This is a genomic window from Blautia sp. AF32-4BH (assembly GCF_003460565.1).
GTDB lineage: Bacteria > Bacillota > Clostridia > Lachnospirales > Lachnospiraceae > Fusicatenibacter > Fusicatenibacter saccharivorans.
The window spans coordinates 395,354-412,908 of record NZ_QTVL01000001.1 but is presented as its reverse complement, the minus strand read 5'-3'; the positions used below and the strand labels follow the sequence as shown (position 1 = coordinate 412,908).

The window sequence follows — 17,555 nt, the reverse complement described above, 5'->3', positions numbered from 1 at the left end:
GCAAGCACTTTTGCTGGCCCGCTATAAAGCGGTACTACTCGAATCTTCTCGTCTCGATTCTTCTGCTTGCTCTTTTATATACTTTTGAACTGCTTCATCTGTTATATTGCCAATCGTTTCAACATAATATCCTCTAGCCCAAAACGCTTTATCCCATTTACTTTGCAACTCAGGATGCCTGTCATAAATCATTAATGTGCTTTTTCCTTTCAGATACCCCATAAAATCTGATACTCTGAGTTTTGGTGGAATTGCTACGCTTAAATGTACATGATCTATACATACCGCTCCTGCAATTATCTCTACATTTTTATACTGGCATAAAGTTGCTATTATCTCTCGGACATCTCTGCGTATTCTCCCATACAATACCTTCTTTCGGTATTTAGGAATAAACACAATGTGATACTGGCATTTCCAACGAGTATGTGATAAACTTTTATTGTCCATTTGGACCGCCTCCTTTGATTTTGAGTTTGGCTTGCGACACCATTCTCATTCTATCACAGGAGGCTTTATTTTGTTATCCTCACCACTTCCGACTACTCTATTCTCCCCAGCATAGCTGGGGGATTAGACTTTTCATTTAGCCCAGCCAGCAGGAGCATGATGGAAAATACCCCTTTCCGTCATGCTCCATTTTTTACTCAATTCCGAGAATTCCACTAATCCGCTCTTTCGAAAGCCCCGCGCCGATTACAATCAGCACTTCCTGGCTCTCCGGCACTGCCCGGAATGTCATCTGGTCCCGCGTCGCATTGATTTCGCTCCACACAGTTTCGCCCGTCTTTACAATTCCCTTGATCCGGAATACATTGCCGCATGATGGATCCGCAAAGATTGCTTCTGCTGCCTTTTTCAGCGCTTCTTCCGTAATCTTCGGCTCCAGAAAGCAGAGCGAATCAAATGTCTGCTGCTCGCCGAAATCCAGCTTCCGGTAATCCTCCGAACGGTAACTGCATTCGGAGAGCATTTTGAAATCATCCTCTGTCAGATCATCCCAGTTTTTCTGTAAAATTTCTGCATCAGAAAACTGTCTTCTGCAGCCTGCCTGCTCGAGCGTGCGGTTCAGATGGGCAATCGTTTCTTCTTTCTTTTCCTCCGAAACATTCTGTACTTTGCTCAGCACGATTTTACCAGCGTTCGCCGCCTCGGAAGCCAGCAGATACTCTTCTTCCTCCGACAGCTTCTCATCGAGCCCGGCATCCAGAATCGTGATGACGCTTCCCGCCTCATACCAGCGGTTCAGCGGCTCGTCGTACAGCGTGTCAAAGAACTCATCCACATCGTAAATCCCCGACGGTTCCACGAGAATGCGGTCGTAGCCGCTCATGCCCATCGAGATCAGTTTCGTGCGGAACCGTCTGCGGTGTGTCTCTTTGTCGCATCCGCCGGAAATCATCTCCAGCTCGCACTGATCTCCGCGCAGTTCCTGTAGAAGCAGCATATCCACATTGACTGCCCCAAAATCATTCTCCAGGATGCCGATGTTCTTTCCCTGTGCCATCAGATACTTTGCGTACTGTTTCAAAAAAGTCGTCTTCCCTGAGCCAAGGAAGCCTGTAATCAGATCAATTTTAATCATTTCTGCTGTCCTTTCTGCTGTCTTTTTCCGTCTGCAGCCTGCGGAGCTTCGAACACTCTATTTTCGTCTGCGCTCTTTGCCGGTAAATGTATCGATGTCTATGCGCCATACGGCAACGCGCTCCACCATCTCCGGCAGAAAAGCGATCTTCGCCTCCGGTGCGATATGCGCCATGATTTTTTCCAGGCCTTTCTTCTTTATCTCCGGATCTGTCACCTCCGTGATGGTTCCGTTTCCCATGATACTGCGGTACGCATAGGAATACGCACACGTATAGTCACCTGTAATCACTTCATGGTTGTAATCCATCTCCACCGCCACGCGCGGATCCGCTACAAATGCAGCCGCCTTCCGCCCTTCTTTTGCCCCATGCAGGTACAGACAGACGTGAAGAGTTCCATCTTCTTCCCGGACATCATATCCATAATTCATCGGCACGATAAACATGCCTTCCTCATCCATCGCCCCGATCCGCACAACCTCGCAGCTTTCCAGAATTTCTCTTAAAATTTCAGGATCTGTAATCTCCCGCTTTTTTAAACGCATTTCACGCATCGCAATCACACCTCTCTTATTCGCAGCTATTTATGATATGGCTCCCCGCAGTTAATGCGGTAGCTCCGGTAAATCTGTTCCAGCAGAATAACCCGCATCAACTGATGCGGAAATGTCATTTTCGAAAAACTGAGCGCATAGTTCGAACGCTTCAGAACTTCCTCGCCAAGCCCTAAGGAACCGCCGATCGCAAAAATAATATGGCTCGTTCCCTGCACGCCGAGCGTATCTATTTTCTGGGCCAGCTCCTCGGATGTGAGCTGTTTTCCCTTAATTTCCAATGTAATCAGATAAGCGTCATCCCGGATATATTTGAGAAGGCGCTCTGCTTCTTTATTTTTGATATTCGTCTCTACGGTTTCACTCGCGCTGTCCGGCGTTTTTTCATCCGCCACCTCGATAATTTCCAGCTTTGCATAGCGGCTGAGGCGCTTCGAATACTCGGCGATCGCATCCCGCAGATATTTCTCTTTGATTTTTCCTACTGTTAATATCGTAATTTTCATTCTGTAATCTTAAAACCCTTTCGGATATCTGTCAAAAACACCAAAAGCCATATAGATCACTTTTTGTCCGCGTCTATATGGCTTTTAGTTTAGAAAAGCAATGCCTTATGCATTTTTGCTTTTGATATACTCATCAATTCCTTTAGCTCCGGCTTTTCCGGCACCCATAGCAAGGATAACGGTTGCTGCACCTGTTACAGCGTCACCGCCGGCGTAAACGCCCTCTTTACTGGTCTTTCCGGTTTCTTCCTCAGCTACGATACATTTTCTTCTGTTGACATCCAGACCGTAGGTGGTGGAAGAAATCAGCGGGTTCGGGGAAGTGCCAAGAGACATGATAACTTCGTCTACTTCAATTTCGAACTCAGATTCTGGAATCTCAACCGGTCTTCTTCTTCCGGAAGCGTCCGGCTCGCCAAGTTCCATACGGATGCAGCGGATACCGGTTACCCAGTCTTTGTCGTCGGTCAGAATTTCTACCGGGTTGGTCAGAAGGTCGAAGATGATACCTTCCTCTTTTGCATGATGAACTTCCTCTGCACGGGCCGGAAGCTCTGCCTCAGAACGACGGTAAATAACGTGTACCTCTGCGCCGAGACGAAGTGCGGTTCTTGCAGCGTCCATAGCTACGTTGCCGCCGCCGACTACAGCAACTTTCTTGCCGTGTGCGATCGGGGTATCGTAATCATCGCGGAATGCTTTCATCAGGTTGTTTCTGGTCAGGAACTCGTTTGCGGAGAATACGCCGTTTGCGTTCTCACCCGGGATTCCCATGAACATCGGAAGGCCAGCACCGGAACCGATGAATACTGCTTCAAATCCTTCGTCTTTTAACAGCTCGTCGATGGTAACGGATTTTCCGATGATAACGTTGGTCTCAATTTTAACACCGAGAGATTTTACGTTCTCGATTTCAGCGGCAACTACTTTGTCTTTCGGAAGACGGAACTCCGGAATACCGTAGCTTAATACACCGCCGGCTTTGTGAAGTGCCTCGAAGATGGTTACATCGTAGCCAAGTTTTGCAAGGTCTCCTGCGCAGGTAAGACCTGCAGGGCCGGAACCGATAACCGCGATCTTGTGGCCGTTTTTCTCTGCTGCCGGAACCGGTTTGATACCGTTTTCTTTTGCCCAGTCAGCAACGAAACGCTCCAGTTTACCGATGGAAACAGCGTCGCCTTTGATTCCGCGGACACATTTGCCCTCGCACTGGCTCTCCTGCGGACATACACGGCCGCAGACTGCCGGGAGTGCACTGGACTCACCGATAATTTTGTATGCTTCCTCGAAGTTTCCTTCTTTTACCTGTGCAATGAATGCCGGAATGTTGATATTAACCGGGCATCCTGTGATACATTTTGCATTTTTACAGCCCAGGCAGCGCTGTGCTTCTTCTACTGCTTCGTCTTTGTTGTATCCAAGACATACCTCGTCAAAATTTGTGGCACGTACCTTCGGCTCCTGCTCACGTACCGGTACTCTGTTTAATCCCTTTGCCATTATTTGTCACCTCCGCACTGGCCGCATCCACCGTGATGGGTTGCGCCTTCCTGGTATCTTAAGAGAGCTCTTCCCTCTTCTGTCTTATACATCTGCTGACGTTTCATAGCCAGGTCGAAGTCTACCAGATGACCGTCAAACTCCGGTCCGTCTACGCAGGCAAATTTTACTTCATTGCCTACCATTAGACGACAGGCACCGCACATACCGGTTCCGTCTACCATGATCGGGTTCATGCTTACAACGGTCGGGATGTTCAGTTCTTTTGTCAGAAGACATACGAATTTCATCATGATCATCGGTCCGATGGCAACACAGACATCATACTGTTTGCCCTGATTCTGTACAAGGTCGCGGAGTACATCGGTACCCATACCTTTTCTTACGTAAGAACCATCGTCTGTGGTTATGTACAGATTGCTGACAGCAGACATTTCTTTCTCGAGAATAACGAGATCTTTTGTCTTTGCTCCGACAATGGCGTCAGCAGTGATTCCATGCTCATGCAGCCATTTTAACTGCGGGTAAACCGGTGCAGTTCCAACACCGCCGGCTACGAATACGATCCGTTTTTTCTTCAGTTCTTCGATATCTTCGCTGCAGAACTCGGACGGCTGCCCCAGAGGTCCTACGAAATCCATGAAAGCATCTCCCGCTTTGAGATCTTTCATTTTTTTGGTAGATTCTCCGATCGGCATGAATACGATGGTGATAGTTCCTGCTTCTCTATCGTAATCACAAATGGTCAGAGGAATTCTTTCTCCTTCTTCATCTGCCTTGACAATAACAAACTGTCCAGGGAGGCAGTGCTGTGCTACTCGCGGTGCTTCTACTACCATACGGTAGATATTATTCGCGAGCATTTCCGCTTCTTGAATCTTGTACATAATATCCTCCTAATCTTGTTAGAAATATTTTAACAAAAGCACGACTTGGATTTTCGCGCATTTTATGTTAATACTTTATCACGTTTCCGGTTATTTGTAAACAACGGACAACATCTTTTCCCATCATCCGTGTTCCTCCAGATAATTTTCGAACTGTTCCATGGACATCAGAACTTTTCTCGGCTTGGTTCCTTCCTCCGGTCCTACGACACCGGCATCCGCGAGCTGGTCCATGATTCTGGCCGCGCGGTTGAAACCGATTTTCAGCACTCTCTGGAGCATGCCGATCGATGCCTTATCTTTTTCGATGATAAATTTTCCGGCTTCCACGAAGTAATTATCGCGGTTATCTCCGCCGCCTGCGGCAGAACCGCCATCCAGGCTTACGGTGTGAATCCGTTTTTCGATATCCGGATCATAAGCGTTCTCGCCGTAGTGATCTTTTAAGTAGGCAACGACATCGCTGACCTCTTTATCCGAAACAAAGGATCCCTGCAGACGGGCCGGTTTCTGGTAATCCTGCGGCTTGTAGAGCATATCGCCTTTTCCAAGCAGTTTTTCCGCACCTCCCATGTCGAGGATCGTACGGGAATCTACGCTGGAAGAAACCGAGAACGCAATACGGGACGGCATATTTGCCTTGATAAGACCAGTGATGACATTGACGGAAGGTCTCTGTGTTGCAATAATCAGATGGATGCCGGCCGCACGGGCAAGCTGTGCCAGACGGCAGATCGCATCCTCCACTTCTCCCGGCGCAACCATCATCAGGTCGGCAAGCTCATCCACGATAATGACGATCTGCGGCAGTTTTTCCGGTTTTTTGCCGTTTTCATCCGGCGGCAGCTCGGCAACTTTTGCATTGTAGCCTTTCATATCGCGCACGTTGAATTCCGCAAATTTGTTATAACGGTCTGTCATCTCCGCAACCGCCCAGTTCAGAGCTCCGGAAGCCTTTTTCGGGTCTGTGACAACAGGAATAAAAAGGTGCGGAATGCCGTTATAAACAGAAAGCTCAACGACCTTCGGGTCGATCATGATCAGTTTGACGTCTTCCGGTTTTGCCTTATAAATAATACTCATAATCAGTGTGTTGATGCAGACCGATTTACCGGAACCGGTCGCACCGGCGATCAGAAGATGAGGCATTTTCGCGATATCTGCGATGACCGGCTGACCGGCGATGTCTTTTCCGACAGCAAAGGCCAGATTCGAAGAAAAGTTCTTAAACTCCGGTGTTTCAAGAAGATCACGCAGCATCACGGCCGTGTTCGTCTTATTTGGAACCTCGATTCCGACTGCGGATTTTCCCGGGATCGGTGCCTCAATGCGGACATCTGCTGCTGCAAGACTCAGCTTGATATCGTCGGTCAATCCGACAATCCGGCTTACTTTCACGCCCTGTTCCGGCATCAGCTCATACCGTGTGACGGTCGGTCCGCAGCTTACGTTATTGACTGTAACTTTGACACCGAAGCTGTCCAGCGTCTCCTCCAGTTTCCGCGCTACTTCCCGCAAATGCGCATCGGAATCGCCCATGGCACCGCGCATCCCTTTTTTCAGAAGATTCATCGGCGGTGTTTTGTACTCCGGCCGCTTTTCCTCTGCTTTTTTCCCGATTTCCTGACGAATGCCGTCTATATCCGCCTCGATCTCTTCACAGGAAGACCGCGGATTTCTCGTATGATCCGCAGACGTTTTCTCTTTTTTCGCCTCTTCTGCAGCTTGCCGTGTCATCTCCGGTCCTGTCTTTTCCGGCTCTTCAGCCGGCACAGAACCACGGTGAATCGAAAGCTCCGGCATCTCCATCTGATGGGTATCGTCGTTTTCGTTTAAATCAGCCTTCGATTCCACATGAGAAAGAAGGCGGGATTTCTTTTTCTTCCCGGCTTTTTTCGGTTCCTCCACTGGCTCAAGAATCAGCTCTTTTCTTTCCTCTTCCTCCATCGCAGCTTGGCGCGCCAGACGCTCCTGGCGGCGCTCCTCCGCCATCCGGCGGTGGTCATTCGTCTTTTCATGGATCGGCGCGAGAATCGGCTTCTGCGTCATCACGATCACGGAAATCACGATGGCGATCACAATAATCACCCACGCGCCGATCTGGCCGAATCCCATGCCGAGAATTTTCACGACAGACCCTCCTAAGATTCCTCCGCCGAGATGATCGTAGGCGCTGTCAAAATAGTAATCCAGAAATGTCGTATCTCTCGTATAGCCGGACGCCAGAAGCTGCATAAAAGCGCAGAAAAAGACGAAACAGCTGATCGCTCCCCCGGTTTTCCGCACAATTAAAAAGTTCTGTCTGTTTGCTATGTAAAATGCTGTTCCAAAGAAGATCAGAACCGGTGCTGCCCACTCTGTCACGCCGAAAAGGCCGAAAAAGAAGTCGCAGACAGCCTGTCCGATCACGCCGCCCATACCGAAATTACTGAGCATCAGCAGAATCGAAACAGCAAGCACGGAAAGCAGAATAATTTCTGCGCGCACTCCCTCGTCCATCGGCTCACGGACTGTGTTTTTCCTTGTGCCGGAGGTACGTTTTGCGGTACTGCTCTTTTTCACCGTTGTTTTTCTGGCCGTTGTTTGGGTCTGTTTCTTTTTTGCTGTTCCGGAAGCAGAAGTTTTTTTCTTTGTCTTCCCGCTTCCCTTTGTTGTATTTGCCATGCAGAACTTCTCCCCTTTCTCGTATTACAGCAGAAAATATCCTGCAATGGAGAATGTCCCGACAAGAAGACAGTACAAAGCAAAATATTTCAGTTTCCGTTTTTTCACCACACGCATCAGAATGCGGATCGTAAAGTAACCGGCAAGTGCCGCCATGAAAACGCCGACCAGATATACCGGATGAAAAACAATTTTATTTTTTCCCATGGTCGCAAGTTCAACGATCGTTGCCCCGATAATCGCCGGAACACTCACAATCAGAGAGTATTTCACAGCGTACGAACGGGTCATGCCGCCGATCACACACGCAGAAATAGTCGAACCAAGACGGGAAAGACCCGGAATCGTGGAAAAGCCTTGGAAGAATCCGGCAATCAGTGCATCTTTCGGCTTTAAATTTTTCTGCGTTTTTTCTCCCTCCGGAAGCATATCTGCCACCACAAGCAGAATCGCCGTCAGATACAGACCAACGCCAGGTGCCAGCAGATTCGAGGAGGTCAGTGTGACAAGGCTCTGAATCATGCCGCCGATTACAGCAGTCGGGATGGTGGTCAGAATCAGCAGGAAAGCAAGCATACGGTAGTTGCTGCCGAGCACCTTCCGGTACTGCTTTCCCTCCTGATGCTGACTGGAAAAGTGTTCCTTTAAATTATGAAACAGATCGATTATGATTCCGCACAACGCGAGGAAGAGACGTTTCCATTCCTTCGAAAATGTGAGCAGAATTGCAATCATGGAGCCAAAGTGCAAAAGCACATTGAAAAACACCGTCTGCGTATCTTCGATCTTCATAAAGTGACGGAAGATAATCAGATGTGCGGAGCTGCTGATCGGCAGGAATTCCGTGATTCCCTGGATCAGACCCAGAAATAAAGCTTCTATTACTGTCATTTTTTTATCCTGTTCCCTTATTTTTCTCTTTTGTGAAAGTCCGGACAAAACTTCCGTTCGAATTTTCACAGCGAACTCATTCTAACACAAAATCCCCTGAAACACAAGCCGCGCCGTGAAGTCAATTTTCTGTCCCTGCTGCCTTTTTCATCAGCTCATTCAGCTTTTCGAGCGCGCGGGCAATGCCGCCGACCTCGTCGATCAGGCCTTCTTCCACTGCCTGCGGGCCGTCCAGCATTGTTCCGACATCCTTGACCAGCATTTTCGTATCGAGCATCAGCTCCTCGAGCCGTTCCTTGGTGATTTTAGAATGGGCCGATACAAAACCTGTGATCCGATCCTGCGTCTTTTCCATATTACGGTACGTCTGTGCAACACCGATGAACATGCCGTTTGTACGCACCGGGTGAATGACCATGGTGGCACTCGGCACGATCAGCGAATAGTCTGCTGCAACTGCGAGCGGGACACCGATCGAATGACCGCCCCCTAAAACGAGCGATACCGCAGGCTTTCGCATGGACGCAATCATCTCTGCAATTGCAAGACCGGCCTCCACATCTCCGCCTACGGTATTCAGGAGAATCAGAAGACCATCAATACTTTTGTCCTCCTCGGCACGGGCAAGAGCAGGGAGAATGTGCTCATAGCGCGTCGCTTTCGTGCGCTCGCCGAGTGATTCATGCCCCTCCACCTCGCCGATGATGGACAGCAGATAAATGTTGGTCTTCAGTTCTACAATATTTTCTTTTTCTGTCTGGTTTTTCTGTGATTCTGCCATACGGATTTCCTCTTTTCTGCTATTCCAAAATAGCTTCATCAGTATGCGCAGATTCTTATGATTCTATGTAATTTCCAGCGAAATTACTCGTCCAGATTGGTGTATACGTACTGTACGTCGTCGTCGTCATCCAGCAGATCCAGGGTACGGTTCAGATCTTTTAATGCCTGCGGATCGGTCAGCTCTACGTAGGTCTGTGGGATCATGGTAACGTCTGCCTCTGCCATGGCGATACCGTCTTTCTCCAGAGCCTCACGTACTGCGGAGAAGTCATCCGGATCGGTAATGATTTCGTAGCTGTCCTCTTCGTCTGCGAAGTCTTCTGCGCCTGCATCCAGAGCAAGCATCATCAGATCGTCAGCATCCATTTCGCACTCTTCTTTGTCGATGATGATCTGGCCTTTTTTGTCGAACATGTAGGATACGCATCCCGGTGTTCCAACGCTTCCGTTTCCTTTGGTGAAAGCGCTTCTTACGTTTGCTGCGGTACGGTTCTTGTTGTCGGTCAGAGTCTCTACGATGATCGCGATACCATTCGGGCCATAACCTTCGTAGGTGATACGCTCGTAGTTGTCTGCGTTTGCATCTCCGGCAGCTTTTTTAATACCGCGGTCGATGGTATCGTTCGGCATGTTGTTTGCTTTTGCTTTTGCGATAACGTCACGCAGCTTGCTGTTGTTTGCCGGATCCGGTCCGCCCTCTTTGACAGCGATTACGATCTCACGGCCGATGATGGTAAAGATTTTACCTTTTTTTGCGTCGTTTTTTTCTTTCTTATGCTTAATATTGGCAAATTTTGAATGTCCTGACATACCTCTTTTGTCTCCTTTATTTAAAGTATTACTTTTCTGTAAAAAGGTTTCCCCGAAAAACGGCAGAAGCCCATATAATATAGAATATAGCACGATCTTTCTCATTCGTCAACCGTGAACCGCGCCAAAAATACCCCTTATGTAGGCAGATCCAGGCTGATTTTCAGTGCTTCGTTCACAAGGGCCAGCTGTTCCGGCGTCAGATGACAGATTTTATCTTTCAGCCTTCTCTTATCGATCGTCCGAAGCTGTTCCAGTAAAATAACAGAATCCCGTACAATCCCATAGGCGGACGCTTCGATCTCAATGTGCGTCGGCAGCTTCGCCTTATTCATCCTCGATGTAATCGCCGCACAGATCACCGTCGGACTGTGCCGGTTGCCGATGTCATTCTGAATGATCAGCACCGGACGGACACCGCCCTGCTCACTTCCCACAACGGGCCGCAGGTCGGCATAATATACATCGCCACGCTTGATTACCACTTGTGCTCACTCTCCGATTCTTTCCGTTTTGCTTTCCCATACGATAACGATCCGGCGTTTTACGCCTTTTAAAATCGTTTCCATGTATTTAATATTGCCTGTTTTTCCGGAGGTATTCACAAATTTCATCCGGCGCTTCAAAAAAGTCCGCCCGGAGTCCTTTTGGGAACCCGTGATTCTGATCTGCTTTGCTCAGATTGACTGCAATCCTCTGATAATCTCGGATGCTGTTACATAGGAAGCACTGCTTTTTTCTTCCGCAGCCTCTCCCGCCTTTCCATGCGCATATGCCGCCAGTGCCGCTGTTTTGGCAAGGCTGATTTTTTTCTCGTTTTTTTCACACTGACGTTTTGCTGCAAAGGCGCCTGTGATTCCCGCGAGCACATCGCCGCTTCCCGCCGTCGCAAGCGCACTGCTTCCGCTTGTGTTTATGTAATACTGCTCACGCCCTTCCTCTGCTGTCACGGTTACGGAATCCTTTCGTACACAGCAGGCCTGGTATTTTTCGGCTGCCCTTCCGGCGCTTCCTGCCGGGTCACGCTGGCATTCTGCAATGGTCATGTGCAGCAGCCGTGCAAGCTCTCCTACATGAGGCGTTAAAATTTTTTCTGCCCGGCAGCCCGAAAGAATCTCTGCATCTTCTGCAATCAGGTTCAGCGCATCTGCATCCAGAACAAGAGGAACTTCTGTGTGCTGCACCGTAAAAACGAGCAGTTCTTTTGCCGTCCGGCTTTTGGAAAGTCCCGGTCCCGCAACAACAGCGTCCGCCCAGGCGAGATCCTGCAGCAGGGCTTCTTCCGGAAGCGGCTCATCCTCCTTCCAGAAATCCGCCATTGCTTCCGGCAGGGCACAGAAAAGCGGCGTACGGTTTCTTTCCTCTGTCACAACCTTTACCATGCCGGCACCGGATGCAAGGACTGCCCTGGCACACAAAACAGCGGCTCCGCACATGGCACCGGAACCGGCAAGTACCAGCACCTTTCCGAAGGTTCCCTTATTTCCCATCGGCGTGCGGGTAAGAAACCGGTCCAGATCTTCTTTTTCCACTGAACCGTACCAGGGCGTCTCCTCTTCTCCTGCATCAAAGCCGATTCCGATATCACGGACCAGGACCTCTCCGGCATATCGTTTTCCGGGATCAAAGAGAAGCCCTGGCTTTGCACAGGCAAATGTCACCGTGGCTCTGGCTTTCACCGCCGCATCAAGGACCTCTCCGGTATCCGTGTGGATCCCCGAAGGGATGTCCACGGCAAGAACAGGAACACCGCTTGCGCAGATTGCTTCCACTACCCTCCGGTACTCCCCTGCCAGCGGACGGGATACGCCAATTCCAAAGATGGCATCTATGATAACAGTATATTCCCGGAAATCCGGATTCTTAACCTCACGGACCCCATAATTTTCCGCAATTTTCTTCTGTGCTCTCATGCCTTCACTGTATTTTTCCGGATTTCCAAGACAGAACAGTTCCGCATCCACCCCTTTCGTCTTTAAAATCCGTGCAATTGCCGCACCGTCCCCTCCATTATTTCCGGGACCGCACACAGCAAGGACTTTTCCTGTATCCCATGTTCCATTTTGAAGCTCCTCCACGCAGGACAGCGCTGCGCGCTCCATCAGTACCAGGGACGGTATCCCCATGGTTTCGATCGTATTGCGGTCTGCCTGCTTCATCTGTGCTGCTGTAAGAATCCGTTTCATCGCTTTTCCTCCTTTTCCTGCCTTATCCGGAAAGTGAACAGAAAAAGTCTCCGGTTTCCCGAAGACTCTCCTGCTTTTGTTTTGGTTTCTTAATTGTTCTTTGGATGCTCCGCCTCATATCTGGTCAGATTGTAGGAGAGACGCATCAGACTTTCGGAAAGATGGACGTTCTCGACGATCACATCTTTCGGAAGTTTTAAGTTTAGATCGGTATGTGCAAAATTCCAGATTGCTTTTACACCGTTGTCCACGAGAATCTCTGCCATCTCTACCGCTTTTGCTTTTGGCAGTGTCAAAGCCGCAATCTCTACATGGTGTTCCTTGATAAATTCCGGAAGCTCGTCCGCCATGCGGATTTCAATTCCGCGCACGGAGATTCCTTTTAATACCGGGTTGACGTCAAAAATACCGACCGTTTTGAATCCGCTTCTTTCAAAGGCCGCATAATTAGCAAGCGCCTGTCCCAGATTTCCGGCTCCGACAAAAATCATATTGTGGACTCTGTCCAGACCTAAAATTTTTCCAATCTCGCTGTACAGATACCGCACGTTATAACCATACCCCTGCTGGCCGAAGCCGCCGAAATTATTTAAATCCTGGCGAATCTGGGAAGCTGTCACTTTCATCCGCTCGCTCAGCTCACCGGAAGAGATCCGTTCTACTCCGTCCTCCAGCAATTCGCCCAGGTAACGATAATATCTAGGAAGTCTTTTGATAACTGCCCGCGAAATTCCTTTTTCTTCCAAGATAAATTCCTCCTTATTTACACCTGCATATATTCATATTATATATGGTTGATAGAAAATTGTCAAAGATTTCTTGAAATTTTGTGTATTACTCTCTATAATAAGGATGGTGTATTATGTCAAAATACAGAAATATGTTATCTGGAGGAACCACATGATTCTTGCATGTCAGAATATCTCGAAAGCATTCGGGACAACGGAAATTATCAAAAATGCATCTTTTCATATAGAAGAACGCGAAAAAGCCGCACTGGTCGGCATCAACGGCGCCGGAAAATCGACGCTGTTAAAAATCATCATCGGCGAAATGAGGGCCGATGAGGGAGAGGTCATCCTCTCCAAAGGAAAGACGATGGGCTATCTCGCCCAGCATCAGGATCTGACCGGACACCTTTCCATTTACCAGGAAGTGCTGACCGCGAAACAGAATCTGATCGATATGGAGGAACGCCTCCGTCAGATGGAAAGTGATATGAATACAAAATCCGGTACAGAGCTGGATGAACTTCTTTCCACCTACACCCGCCTCTCCCATACCTTTGAACTGGAAAACGGATACGCGTACCGCAGTGAAGTCGTCGGTGTTTTAAAAGGTCTTGGCTTTTCCGAGAGCGATTTTGAAAAACAGGTGGACTCCCTCTCCGGCGGTCAGAAGACCCGCGTGGCACTTGGTAAACTGCTGCTCACCAAACCGGACATCATTCTGCTCGACGAGCCGACCAACCACCTCGATATGGACTCGATCTCCTGGCTCGAAACGTATCTTTTAAATTACAGCGGAGCCGTCCTGATCGTCTCCCATGACCGTTACTTTCTCGACCGCGTTGTCACAAAAGTCGTTGAAGTGGACAATAAAAAAGTAACAACTTTTGAGGGAAACTATACCGCCTACAGTCAGAAAAAAGCAATGCTCCGTGAAGCCGCTTACCATGCCTGGGTCAACCAGCAGCAGGAAATCCACCATCAGGAAGAAGTCATTGCAAAGCTGAAATCTTTCAACCGCGAGAAATCCATCAAACGCGCCGAGAGCCGTGAAAAAATGCTGGACAAAATGGATGTGCTGGAAAAGCCGACCGAAGTACGCTCCGATATGCGGATCCGTCTGGAACCGCGCATCACAAGCGGAAACGATGTGCTGACCGTCGAGCACCTCTCCAAAGCCTTCCCGGGACAGACGCTTTTCCAGGATCTGAATTTCGAAATCAAGCGCGGCGAGCGCGTGGCAATCATCGGAAACAACGGAACGGGAAAAACGACGATCTTAAAGATCTTAAACGAAGTCATCCGCCCGGATGTCGGCTCTTTTACACTTGGAAGCCGTGTACAGATCGGTTACTACGATCAGGAGCATCAGGTGCTCCACATGGAAAAGACCATTTTCCAGGAGATTTCCGACGCGTATCCATATCTGACAAACACCGAAATCCGAAATGTGCTGGCCGCCTTCCTGTTTACAAACGACGATGTCTTCCAACCGATTCATACCTTGAGCGGCGGTGAGCGCGGACGAATTTCCCTTGCCAAGCTGATGCTCTCGAACGCCAACTTCCTGATCCTCGACGAGCCGACCAACCACCTCGATATCGTATCAAAGGAGATTCTGGAAAACGCGCTGAAGGATTACACTGGAACGGTACTGTACGTTTCCCACGACCGTTACTTTATCAATCAGACTGCAACCCGGATTCTGGAGCTGACGGGACAAACACTCGTCAACTATATCGGAAATTACGATTACTATCTGGAGAAAAAAGAAGAGCTGACCCGCATCTATGCTCCTGCTGCCGATGCCGCCGCTCCGGAAGAAACAGCGGCTCCTTCCGAAGCCTCCTCCACAAAGCTGGACTGGAAAGCGCAGAAAGAAGAACAGGCACGTCTCCGCAAGAAAGAAAACGAGCTGAAAAAGACGGAGAAACGAATTGAAGAGCTTGAGACACGCGATTCGGAAATTGATGAGGAAATGTCGAAACCGGAAGTCGCAACGAATGTGGCAGAGTGTGTGAAATTAAGCAAAGAGAAAGCAGAGATTGCCGCGGAACTCGAAGAGCTGTATGAAAAATGGGAAGAGCTTGCCGAATAGGCCTGGTTTTCCCCGGAAAATTCAAAACAGAAAAAGCCGGTCCGGCGCATCCCTTTTTGCGGGAATGCCGGATCGGCTTTCTTTTTTGCTTCGTTTAATTATTTCTCCAGCTCCTCGCGGATGGCCAGGATGAAATCACGGCTGTTTAATACGGTCGGATTTTCCATGGTGGTGATCAGCGCAAGGTCTTTTGTCATTTTTCCGCTCTCGATCGTTGCGATCGTTGCTTTTTCCAGACGGTCTGCAAATGCGGAAAGTTCTGCGTTTCCATCCATTTCCCCGCGTTTTCTGAGTGCGCCGGTCCATGCAAAAATGGTGGCCACGGAGTTGGTGGATGTCTCCTCACCTTTTAAGTGACGGTAATAGTGGCGCTGTACGGTTCCGTGCGCAGCCTCGTACTCGTAATATCCGTGCGGGGATACGAGAACAGAAGTCATCATCGCAAGGGAACCGAAGGCGGAGGATACCATGTCGCTCATGACATCGCCGTCGTAGTTCTTGCAGGCCCAGATAAAGCCGCCCTCTGCTTTCATGATGCGGGCAACGGCGTCATCGATCAGAGTGTAGAAGTAGGTAATGCCTGCTTCTGCAAATTTCTCTTTGTACTCTGCATCGAAGATCTCCTGGAAGATATCCTTGAAGCGGTGATCATACTTCTTGGAAATCGTATCCTTGCTTGCAAACCACAGATCCTGTTTCGTGGACAGTGCGTACTCGAAACAGCTTCTCGCGAAGCTTTCTATGGAGTTATCCAGATTGTGCATGCCCTGAATGACACCGGCGCCGGTGAAGTTGTGGATCAGCTCTCTTGTCTCGGTGCCGTCCTCAGCCGTATAAACCAGCTCTGCTTTTCCCGGTCCCGGAATGCGCATTTCTGCATTTTTATAGACATCTCCGTATGCATGACGGGCAATCGTGATCGGTTTTTTCCAGTTGCGCACGCACGGCTCGATGCCTTTTACGACAATCGGGGTACGGAAAACGGTTCCGTCGAGCATGGCACGGATCGTTCCGTTCGGGCTCTTCCACATTTCTTTCAGATTGTACTCGGTCATACGCGCTGCATTCGGCGTAATGGTGGCACATTTGACTGCTACACCGTATTTCTTGGTAGCGTTTGCGGAATCTACGGTTACCTGATCGTTCGTCTCGTTTCTGTGTTCCAGTCCCAGATCGTAATATTCCGTTTTCAGGTCAATAAACGGGAGAAGCAGCTCATCTTTGATCATTTTCCAGAGAATTCTGGTCATCTCATCTCCATCCATCTCTACCAGAGGAGTGGTCATCTGAATTTTTTCCATAGTAGGCCTCCTTTTTCTATTCCCGTTTATTGTATAAAGTATCCTATAGCTTGTCAAGTCAAAATTCGCCTGATTTTTTGGCATTTTCCCATAAATTCACACAATTTTTGCAGGATGAGAGGTGTTTTCCTTCATTTTTCTTTTTTTATGCTGCCGCACAGTGTCTCACAGAAGAGACAGAAAACGGTCTGTTTGAAGCATCCCATGCCCCTGACGGTTGCGCGGAAGGCCAAGGTCTCTCGCCGATTCGCAAAGCAGCATTTTCGCCTGGACATTTGTAAGATCCGGAACCCGTTCAAGTGCCAAAGCCACGGCTCCGGACACCCGCGGTGCCGCCATCGAGGTGCCGCTCTTCACCACATATTCCTTCCTGCTTCTTCCAGGCGCGCAGGAAATGAGACGTTTTCCAGGCGCGACAAGATCCGGTTTGCAGACGCAGTCCCGTGTCGGGCCGCATCCGGAGATTCCTCTTCTTGGCTCCAGCAGATCGCCCGCTCCCACGGTGATCACTTTTCTGCTGCTCCCCGGCGCCGTAATACTGCCCGGAGCGGGCCCCAGATTTCCGGCCGCTGTCACAACAGTGATCCCGTCATCCCAGGCGCGCTCCACCGCCTGTACTAGCAGATCATCCACCGTTTTTTCCTGCTCTGTTGTTCCCACTGAAATATTTAAAATGCGGATATTAAGTCTTATTCGCTCTTTGCACACCCAGTCAATCGCCGCGAGGATATCCTGCTTTCTTCCATTTCCCCTTCGGTCCAGAATCTTCACTACGACAAACCGGCATCCCGGTGCCGCACCCTGGTATTTTCCGCCGGACGCTCTTCCACTTCCGCCAAGGATACCACAGACATGCGTTCCGTGTCCATTGTCATCGTAAGGCGTCTCCCGCCCGTACACAAGATCCCGGAAGGCTACAATCCGGCCGTCAAAATCCATATGGGGAAAAATCCCTGTATCCAGCACGGCGGCTGTAATTCCTTTTCCTGTCAGATTTTCCTGCTCTTTCATCCATAAGCCCCTGTGTATTCTTATCTTATGGTATGCAAAAAAGGCTGCCT

Annotated in this window: 16 protein-coding genes; 1 reads left to right on the top strand and 15 read right to left on the bottom strand. The window is 49.3% G+C overall.

Annotated features, from left to right (window positions below; genetic code table 11):
* Window positions 1-21: 21 nt before the first annotated feature.
* The 13 genes from tnpA to DWZ44_RS01910 form a co-directional block, all read right to left on the bottom strand.
* Window positions 22-450 carry an IS200/IS605 family transposase gene (gene tnpA, locus DWZ44_RS01970; RefSeq protein WP_055226077.1) on the bottom strand — a complete coding sequence of 143 codons (429 nt, stop codon included), beginning with the start codon at window positions 448-450 and terminating at the stop codon, window positions 22-24.
* 193 nt (window positions 451-643) lie between these two features.
* Entirely contained in the window at window positions 644-1,585 is a 942-nt protein-coding gene (locus tag DWZ44_RS01965) for a GTP-binding protein (protein WP_117804105.1), read from the bottom strand.
* Between the two features lie 57 nt (window positions 1,586-1,642).
* Window positions 1,643-2,140 carry a pyridoxamine 5'-phosphate oxidase family protein gene (locus DWZ44_RS01960; protein ID WP_117804104.1) on the bottom strand — a complete coding sequence of 166 codons (498 nt, stop codon included), beginning with the start codon at window positions 2,138-2,140 and terminating at the stop codon, window positions 1,643-1,645.
* Between the two features lie 26 nt (window positions 2,141-2,166).
* On the bottom strand, window positions 2,167-2,646 hold the full coding sequence (gene rlmH, locus DWZ44_RS01955) for a 23S rRNA (pseudouridine(1915)-N(3))-methyltransferase RlmH (RefSeq protein WP_117804103.1): 480 nt from the start codon (window positions 2,644-2,646) through the stop codon (window positions 2,167-2,169).
* A gap of 105 nt (window positions 2,647-2,751) precedes the next feature.
* On the bottom strand, window positions 2,752-4,146 hold the full coding sequence (gltA, locus tag DWZ44_RS01950) for an NADPH-dependent glutamate synthase (protein WP_117804102.1): 1,395 nt from the start codon (window positions 4,144-4,146) through the stop codon (window positions 2,752-2,754).
* The gene (locus DWZ44_RS01945; RefSeq protein WP_055217977.1) at window positions 4,146-5,033 is read right to left on the bottom strand and encodes a sulfide/dihydroorotate dehydrogenase-like FAD/NAD-binding protein; all 888 of its coding nucleotides are present in this window, start codon (window positions 5,031-5,033) and stop codon (window positions 4,146-4,148) included. Before DWZ44_RS01945 ends, gltA begins: the two co-directional genes overlap by 1 nt.
* 123 nt (window positions 5,034-5,156) lie before the next feature.
* Complete coding sequence (locus DWZ44_RS01940; protein WP_117804101.1) at window positions 5,157-7,697, bottom strand: FtsK/SpoIIIE family DNA translocase; 2,541 nt, start codon at window positions 7,695-7,697, stop codon at window positions 5,157-5,159.
* 24 nt (window positions 7,698-7,721) lie between these two features.
* Window positions 7,722-8,588 (bottom strand): undecaprenyl-diphosphate phosphatase, encoded by an 867-nt coding sequence (locus tag DWZ44_RS01935; protein WP_055217979.1) that lies wholly within the window; start codon window positions 8,586-8,588, stop codon window positions 7,722-7,724.
* Between the two features lie 121 nt (window positions 8,589-8,709).
* Window positions 8,710-9,369, bottom strand: coding sequence for a ClpP family protease (locus DWZ44_RS01930; RefSeq protein WP_022462570.1), 660 nt, complete (start codon window positions 9,367-9,369; stop codon window positions 8,710-8,712).
* Window positions 9,370-9,452: 83 nt separating this feature from the next.
* Window positions 9,453-10,181 (bottom strand): YebC/PmpR family DNA-binding transcriptional regulator, encoded by a 729-nt coding sequence (locus DWZ44_RS01925; RefSeq protein WP_022462571.1) that lies wholly within the window; start codon window positions 10,179-10,181, stop codon window positions 9,453-9,455.
* Window positions 10,182-10,318: 137 nt separating this feature from the next.
* On the bottom strand, window positions 10,319-10,666 hold the full coding sequence (locus DWZ44_RS01920) for a type II toxin-antitoxin system PemK/MazF family toxin (RefSeq protein ID WP_022462572.1): 348 nt from the start codon (window positions 10,664-10,666) through the stop codon (window positions 10,319-10,321).
* 192 nt (window positions 10,667-10,858) lie between these two features.
* Window positions 10,859-12,367, bottom strand: coding sequence for an NAD(P)H-hydrate dehydratase (locus DWZ44_RS01915; RefSeq protein WP_117804100.1), 1,509 nt, complete (start codon window positions 12,365-12,367; stop codon window positions 10,859-10,861).
* A gap of 89 nt (window positions 12,368-12,456) precedes the next feature.
* The gene (locus DWZ44_RS01910; RefSeq protein ID WP_022462574.1) at window positions 12,457-13,113 is read right to left on the bottom strand and encodes a redox-sensing transcriptional repressor Rex; all 657 of its coding nucleotides are present in this window, start codon (window positions 13,111-13,113) and stop codon (window positions 12,457-12,459) included.
* Between the two features lie 154 nt (window positions 13,114-13,267).
* Between DWZ44_RS01910 and DWZ44_RS01905 the strand changes: the two genes are divergently transcribed.
* Entirely contained in the window at window positions 13,268-15,193 is a 1,926-nt protein-coding gene (locus DWZ44_RS01905; RefSeq protein WP_117804099.1) for an ABC-F family ATP-binding cassette domain-containing protein, read from the top strand.
* Between the two features lie 98 nt (window positions 15,194-15,291).
* Here DWZ44_RS01905 and DWZ44_RS01900 read toward each other — a convergent pair whose 3' ends face one another.
* Window positions 15,292-16,494, bottom strand: coding sequence for an NADP-dependent isocitrate dehydrogenase (locus tag DWZ44_RS01900; RefSeq protein ID WP_055217983.1), 1,203 nt, complete (start codon window positions 16,492-16,494; stop codon window positions 15,292-15,294).
* Window positions 16,495-16,659: 165 nt separating this feature from the next.
* Window positions 16,660-17,505, bottom strand: coding sequence for a S8 family peptidase (locus DWZ44_RS01895; RefSeq protein WP_055227885.1), 846 nt, complete (start codon window positions 17,503-17,505; stop codon window positions 16,660-16,662).
* Between the last annotated feature and the right edge of the window lie 50 nt (window positions 17,506-17,555).

Bases quoted from the DNA above. Each gene is read 5' to 3' on its own strand.
- gltA (WP_117804102.1), bottom strand. From the start codon at position 4,146: ATGGCAAAGGGATTAAACAGAGTACCGGTACGTGAGCAGGAGCCGAAG.
- DWZ44_RS01915 (WP_117804100.1), bottom strand. From the start codon at position 12,367: ATGAAACGGATTCTTACAGCAGCACAGATGAAGCAGGCAGACCGCAAT.
- DWZ44_RS01940 (WP_117804101.1), bottom strand. From the start codon at position 7,697: ATGGCAAATACAACAAAGGGAAGCGGGAAGACAAAGAAAAAAACTTCT.
- DWZ44_RS01965 (WP_117804105.1), bottom strand. From the start codon at position 1,585: ATGATTAAAATTGATCTGATTACAGGCTTCCTTGGCTCAGGGAAGACG.
- DWZ44_RS01905 (WP_117804099.1), top strand. From the start codon at position 13,268: ATGATTCTTGCATGTCAGAATATCTCGAAAGCATTCGGGACAACGGAA.
- DWZ44_RS01930 (WP_022462570.1), bottom strand. From the start codon at position 9,369: ATGGCAGAATCACAGAAAAACCAGACAGAAAAAGAAAATATTGTAGAA.
- DWZ44_RS01960 (WP_117804104.1), bottom strand. From the start codon at position 2,140: ATGCGTGAAATGCGTTTAAAAAAGCGGGAGATTACAGATCCTGAAATT.
- DWZ44_RS01935 (WP_055217979.1), bottom strand. From the start codon at position 8,588: ATGACAGTAATAGAAGCTTTATTTCTGGGTCTGATCCAGGGAATCACG.
- DWZ44_RS01900 (WP_055217983.1), bottom strand. From the start codon at position 16,494: ATGGAAAAAATTCAGATGACCACTCCTCTGGTAGAGATGGATGGAGAT.
- rlmH (WP_117804103.1), bottom strand. From the start codon at position 2,646: ATGAAAATTACGATATTAACAGTAGGAAAAATCAAAGAGAAATATCTG.
- tnpA (WP_055226077.1), bottom strand. From the start codon at position 450: ATGGACAATAAAAGTTTATCACATACTCGTTGGAAATGCCAGTATCAC.
- DWZ44_RS01945 (WP_055217977.1), bottom strand. From the start codon at position 5,033: ATGTACAAGATTCAAGAAGCGGAAATGCTCGCGAATAATATCTACCGT.
- DWZ44_RS01895 (WP_055227885.1), bottom strand. From the start codon at position 17,505: ATGAAAGAGCAGGAAAATCTGACAGGAAAAGGAATTACAGCCGCCGTG.
- DWZ44_RS01925 (WP_022462571.1), bottom strand. From the start codon at position 10,181: ATGTCAGGACATTCAAAATTTGCCAATATTAAGCATAAGAAAGAAAAA.